A 6,131-nucleotide genomic window follows, 5' to 3' on the forward strand; every position below is an offset into this window, starting at 1 on the left:
TCTAAATATAAATACACTGCTAAAATAAGTTGTATTATATTGAGATATTTCCCTTTTTTGATTAAAATTATAGAAATTTGAAATAATAAGTAGTAAATACAAATTCTATATTATTTAGAAAGGAGAAAAAATGAAACAAAATAAAAAAAATGAAAAGCAAATAAGTAATTTTAATATTAAAAAAAATAGTGATAATAAAGTCGAAATTGCTGAAGAACTATATCCAAATAAAAATATAGGCAGTATGCTTGGAGATAGAATAGATAAGAAAAAAATCAATCGTCCAAGTTAATGGAATAGTTGAAAATGGTGTGTTTTAAAAAAATAATATAATGAAATGTTTTATTGTTAAATTTAAACTTATTTTAATAGAAAAAAAAGTCGAAAATTATCTGAAATACACCTGTATTAGGATAACGTTATTTTATAGATGCATAAAACTTGACAAAATCAACCTTTTCTTGGTAGAAAAAAAAAGATAAAATTATATAAGCGTTATTTAATTGTCAAAAATGAAAGTAAAGTTGCAAGTGATAAAAAAAATGATTGATAGCATTTATTTGTGTGCTATAATTGTATAGTAAAATGAATAAATAAGTATGTTGTATACATGCATATTAGGAGGAGAGACTGACATGGAATCATCTATACATACAATTGCTAGCAATAATTTATTGATAATTTTTGCTATTGTGAGTATAACTGGAATAATTTGCAGCAAACTTAGCGAAATAGTAAAAATTCCAGATGTTGTATTATTTTTACTTGTAGGTATTTTAATAGGGCCATCATTTTTGAAATTTATAGATATTCGTGGATTCCAAATAGAAAATCAACTGATACTTACATTTGGTTCTGCATTTATATTATATTTAGGTGGGAAAGAGATAAGTTTAAAGGTTTTGAGAAATGTAAAGATATCTGTATTTTTACTGGCCACTGTAGGAGTTGTGATATCTGCTTTTATAATGCAACAAGTAATAGGATTTACTTTTGGAGTAAGTGCAATGACTGCTTTATTAGCAGGAACTATAATAGCATCAACAGACCCAGCTACTCTTGTACCTATATTTAATCAGGTAAAGATAAAGGATAGAGTAAAACAAACTGTAATAAGTGAGTCAGCTTTTAATGATGCAACAGGAGCTATATTAACATCAGCAGTGTTAGCTGTAATTTTATCAAATAAGTTTTCCTTAAGTGAAAATATTTATGAATTAGGTACAATGGTTGTTGTCGGAATTGTCGTTGGTTTAATTACAGGAATACTGCTTTTGAAATTGGTTAATGATAAACCATATGGTATATTTAAAGATTTTGCACCAATAATATCTGTTATTTCAGTTGTGGTTGCATATGAATTATCTACAAAATTAGGCGGAAGTGGATATATGTCTTGCTTTATTGTAGGTATAATAACTGGTAACAAGAAAAACTTTAAAATATGGCTAAGCCAAAAATCTTATGATGCAGATTTTTATGTTGCTGAGACTTTAGGAACTATTTGTCGTATGGCGATATTCATAATATTAGGTAGTCAAGTTAATTTGGCTCAGTTAGGTAAATATTTTGTACCATCTGTAATTGCAGTGTTAGTATTGATGTTTATAGCAAGACCAATTTGTGTTTTAGTATGTGCACTTGCAGATAGAGAAGCAAAATGGAGTAAAAATGAAATATTGTTTATGATGTGGGTAAGAGAAACGGGTGTAATACCAGCTGCACTTTGTGGTATTATTTCAGCAATGAAAGTTCCTGGATATGAAGTAATTTCATCAGTAGTATTTATGTCTATATTAATTACATTAGTAATACAAGGAAGCACTACGAAATTGGTAGCTAAAAAACTTGGATTATTAGAAGAAGAAGTGATAAATATAAGCGAAAAGGTATCAACTTTTTAGTTTTTCACTTTAAATGATATATAATAATGGCTATTTTAAGGTTATCTAGTGATAATTATTGAAATGGCCATTTTTTATATAAAAATAAATTTACATAATTTACATATTGCATATATTTATTATCAAAATTTGTTGAAGCTGTGATATAATTAGTTGTATTTAAAATAAGAATAGCGAATAAGGGAGGAAATTTATGTTTACGGTTATAGATATTGTACAACCAAATACAGTAGAAGAAGCGTACTCAATTTTAAATAAAAGAAAAACTAATCAAGTAATTGGTGGAAGTGCTTTTTTAAGAATGGGGAAAAAAAGAATAGGGACAGGAGTAGAGTTATCTAACTTAAACCTAGATTATATAAAAGAAGATAAAGAGTATGTTGAAATCGGTTCTATGACGACTTTTAGAACATTGGAAACAAACTCAATAATAAAAGATAATTTTGGCAAAATACTAGAAGATTCAGTTAAAGATATAATAGGAATTCAGTTTAGAAATGTAGTAACAGTTGGTGCAACAGTATTTTCTAAATATGGGTTTTCTGATTTGATAGTGGCATTGCTTTCATTAGATACAGAAGTAGAGTTATATAAAGGTGGAAGAATTAGCCTTGAAGAATTTTTAGATAGAGATTATGAGAAAGACTTATTGATTAAGGTGTATATAAAGAAGGAAAATAAAAATGCTTCTTATAAGTCATTGAGAAATGCAAAAAGTGATTATCCTATTTTAAATGTGTCTGTTTCAAAATATGGTAATAAGTTTAAGCTATGTGTAGGAGCAAGACCTCAAAAAGCTACAGTTGCAAAAAAAGCTAGTGAGTTTTTATCTAATAATGAAATTAATGAATCTAATATAGATAGGGCAATAGAAATGGCTTCAGAGGAATTAACATTTGGTTCTAATATGAGAGCATCTAAAGACTATAGAAAAGCCATGAGTAAAGTACTTTTAAAAAGAGCTATAATGGAGGTTATTTAATGTTAGTGAAGCTTAATATAAATGGAAAAATGAAAAATGTTGATATAGAACCAGAGGAATATTTGGTTGATACTTTAAGAAAAGTGGGCAATTTAAGTGTAAAAAGGGGTTGTGATACAGGGTGTTGTGGTCTCTGTACAGTTTTAATAGATAAGAAACCTACATTATCTTGTTCGACATTAACTTTGAGAGTTTTAAATAAAGAGATAATTACAATTGAAGGTTTAGAAAATGAAGTTAAAGAATTTAGTGAAGTTTTGGTAAAAGAAGGAGCTGAACAATGTGGTTTCTGCTCTCCTGGTTTTATACTTACTGTACTTGCAATGAAAGATGAACTTAAGAACCCTACAGATGAAGAAATAAAACATTATTTAACAGGAAATTTATGTAGATGTACAGGATATATGGGACAGTTAAGAGCTATCAAAACTTATCTGGAGGTAAAGTAGAATATGAATATAGTTGGAAAAGGAATTGAAAAAATAGATGGAATGAGTATAACAACAGGAAAACCTGTATATACTGATGATTTAGCAGCAAAAGATGCTTTAATAGTAAAGATACTTAGAAGCCCTTATGCTTATGCAAAGATAAAAGATATAGATACATCAAAGGCAGAAATGGTTGATGGTGTTGAATGTATTTTAACATATAAAGATGTACCAAAATCTAGATTTACACTTGCTGGTCAAACATATCCAGAACCATCACCTTATGACAGGCTAATTCTTGAAAATGTTGTGAGATATGTTGGCGATGAGGTAGCTATAGTTGCAGCTATAGATGAGAAAAGTGCAGTTAAAGCAATGAATCTTATAAAGGTAAATTATGAAGTACTAACACCTGTTTTGAATTTTGAAGAGGCAATCGGAAATAAAACTATAGTACATGATGAAGATAGACATTGTAATTTTGAAATAGGCATGCAGAGAGAAAAGAATATAGTGTCACATCATGACTATACAAAAGGTGATATAGAAAAAGTATTAAGTAATTGTGACATAGTGATTGAAGAAACATATTATACTCAAGCTCAAGCCCATGCAATGATGGAGACGTATAGAGCATATAACTATTTAGACCATGCTGGAAGACTAGTTGTAGTAAGTTCAACTCAAATACCATTTCATGTTAAAAGGCATCTATCCCGTGCATTAGAACTACCAGCTAGTAAAATTAGAGTTATAAAACCTAGAATTGGTGGTGGTTTTGGTGGTAAACAAACTGCTTGTGTTGAGATTTTTTCAGCTATTGTAACTTTAAAAACAGGTAAACCAGCTAAAATAATATATGATAGAAAAGAAACTTTTAATTGTTCGACTAGTAGACATGCAATGAAACTAAAAGTTCGACTAGGTGCCACTAATGATGGAACAATAAAAGCTATAGATATAAATGCACTTTCAGATACAGGAGCATATGGAGAACATGCTTCTACAACTATTGGTCTAGTTGGGGAGAAGACTTTACCAATGTATAATAAGGTTGAAGCAACAAGGTTTGTTGCAGATGTAGTATATACTAATAAAATGCCAGCCGGTGCACTTAGAGGGTATGGAGCTTCTCAAGGTTGTTTTGCTGTTGAATCAACTATAAATATGTTAGCTGATAAATTAAAAATGGATCCAACAGATTTAAGATTAAAAAATGTAGTAACACAAGGTGAAACTACCTTTGCATATGAAAAAACTTTAAATAGTGTAGATTTAGTAAAATGTATAAATAAAGGGAAAGAACTTATCGGATGGGATGAAAAATATCCTTGTAAGCATCTTGAAAATGGAAAAGTTAGAAGTGTGGGTATGGCAATTACTATGCAGGGTTCTGGTATACAAGGTCTTGACAAATCTTCAGCTGAAATAAAACTAAATGACTGTGGAGACTATACACTTATGATAGGTTCTACTGATATGGGTACAGGAAGTGACACAATTTTAGCACAAATGGCTGCTGAAATTCTTGAGACAAGTATTGAAAATATAACAGTTATATCATCAGATACAGACTTGGTTCCATATGACCCAGGTTCATATGCTTCAAGTACTACCTATGTAACTGGAATGGCAGTAGTTAAAGCAGCTCAAGACTTGAGAGATAAAATAATATCTGCTGGAGCCACTAAACTAGGTGTAGATAAAGAAGAAGTAGAATTTGATGGTATAAAATTAACTAGTAAAGAATGCAGTACTTCATTGTTTGATATAGCAGTTGACTCTACAATTGGACCAAATACTAATCAATTAATAGGGCTTGCATCTCATGGTAGTCCAGTATCACCACCACCTTTTATAGCTGGTTTTGCAGAAACTGAAATTGACAAAGAAACTGGAAAAGTTGATTTATTAAATTATGTAGCCATAGTGGACTGTGGAACAGTTATAAATAAAAACTTAGCAAAGATACAGGTTGAAGGTGGAATTGTTCAAGGTATTGGAATGGCAATGTTTGAAGAAGTTAGATATACAGAAAAAGGTAACATGGATACAAACACATTTATGCAATATAAGATTCCAGCTAGATGTGATATTGGAAATGTGGAAGTTGATTTTGTTGAAAATTATGAGCCAACAGGACCTTTTGGAGCTAAATCTGTTGGAGAAGTTGTTATAAATACTCCTTTACCAGCAATACAAGAAGCTGTTTTTAATGGTGTTGGGGTTAGAGTAAATACACTTCCTATTACACCTGAAAAAGTTTTTATGGCAATGAATAAGTAAGTATTTTATACAGATTTTAGACTAGTTTTACATGTTAAACAACCAGTTATGTTATACCTGTTGAAAGATATTTAATAAGTAGTTATTATAATATTATGAAATTTTACTTGTAAAATATAAAATTAACTAAGGGGATGATGTTTTGGCTGGAAATCTAAATAATATGAGAGCAGTAAATAATTTTAGAGGAGATAATAACATTTTAGAATGTTTAGTCAGCTTTGAGGGTCGTTCAATAAGTCAGAGGAAAGCAAGGGTATTTTTTAAGGAAATGAAGAATCAAATAGAAATTGACTTCGCAGAAGAAGAAATTTCTAAACTTGTTGAAAATGTTGTTTTAAATACATCATATCAAGAAATGCTATATGATGAAATAGAGAAACAACTAGAAATTGATTGTGTAGGAACTTGGATGATATTATCTAAATTAAAAGATACTAGAGTTCATTGATTTTAAAATAAATTATTAGAGCCTAATTTTAAGGCTCTTTTTTAATGTTTTTAATTAAGATATAAACTTATTTTAAT

At 29.4% G+C, this 6,131-nt stretch carries 6 protein-coding genes; all 6 read left to right on the plus strand.

Annotation, left to right across the window (positions count from 1 at the left end):
- Positions 1-130 precede the first annotated feature (130 nt).
- The gene (locus KGF48_RS18145; RefSeq protein WP_227829410.1) at positions 131-292 is read left to right on the plus strand and encodes a DNA polymerase III; all 162 of its coding nucleotides are present in this window, start codon (positions 131-133) and stop codon (positions 290-292) included.
- 343 nt (positions 293-635) lie between these two features.
- Positions 636-1,904 (plus strand): cation:proton antiporter, encoded by a 1,269-nt coding sequence (locus KGF48_RS18150; RefSeq protein ID WP_227840067.1) that lies wholly within the window; start codon positions 636-638, stop codon positions 1,902-1,904.
- Between the two features lie 193 nt (positions 1,905-2,097).
- Positions 2,098-2,886: an FAD binding domain-containing protein gene (locus tag KGF48_RS18155; protein ID WP_227868403.1), complete on the plus strand. Its 789-nt coding sequence runs from the start codon at positions 2,098-2,100 to the stop codon at positions 2,884-2,886.
- Positions 2,886-3,335 carry a 2Fe-2S iron-sulfur cluster-binding protein gene (locus KGF48_RS18160; RefSeq protein ID WP_227840065.1) on the plus strand — a complete coding sequence of 150 codons (450 nt, stop codon included), beginning with the start codon at positions 2,886-2,888 and terminating at the stop codon, positions 3,333-3,335. The genes KGF48_RS18155 and KGF48_RS18160 overlap by 1 nt, the downstream gene beginning before the upstream one ends.
- 3 nt (positions 3,336-3,338) lie before the next feature.
- Positions 3,339-5,603 carry a molybdopterin cofactor-binding domain-containing protein gene (locus tag KGF48_RS18165; protein WP_227868404.1) on the plus strand — a complete coding sequence of 755 codons (2,265 nt, stop codon included), beginning with the start codon at positions 3,339-3,341 and terminating at the stop codon, positions 5,601-5,603.
- 142 nt (positions 5,604-5,745) lie between these two features.
- Entirely contained in the window at positions 5,746-6,054 is a 309-nt protein-coding gene (locus tag KGF48_RS18170) for a hypothetical protein (RefSeq protein ID WP_227829405.1), read from the plus strand.
- Positions 6,055-6,131: the final 77 nt, after the last annotated feature.

Source organism: Clostridioides sp. ZZV15-6388, assembly GCF_020657755.1.
GTDB lineage: Bacteria > Bacillota > Clostridia > Peptostreptococcales > Peptostreptococcaceae > Clostridioides.

What these genes read in the sequence shown, in the direction of transcription:
- KGF48_RS18155 (WP_227868403.1), top strand. Translation starts at nt 2,098, where the DNA reads ATGTTTACGGTTATAGATATTGTACAACCAAATACAGTAGAAGAAGCG.
- KGF48_RS18160 (WP_227840065.1), top strand. Translation starts at nt 2,886, where the DNA reads ATGTTAGTGAAGCTTAATATAAATGGAAAAATGAAAAATGTTGATATA.
- KGF48_RS18165 (WP_227868404.1), top strand. Translation starts at nt 3,339, where the DNA reads ATGAATATAGTTGGAAAAGGAATTGAAAAAATAGATGGAATGAGTATA.
- KGF48_RS18145 (WP_227829410.1), top strand. Translation starts at nt 131, where the DNA reads ATGAAACAAAATAAAAAAAATGAAAAGCAAATAAGTAATTTTAATATT.
- KGF48_RS18150 (WP_227840067.1), top strand. Translation starts at nt 636, where the DNA reads ATGGAATCATCTATACATACAATTGCTAGCAATAATTTATTGATAATT.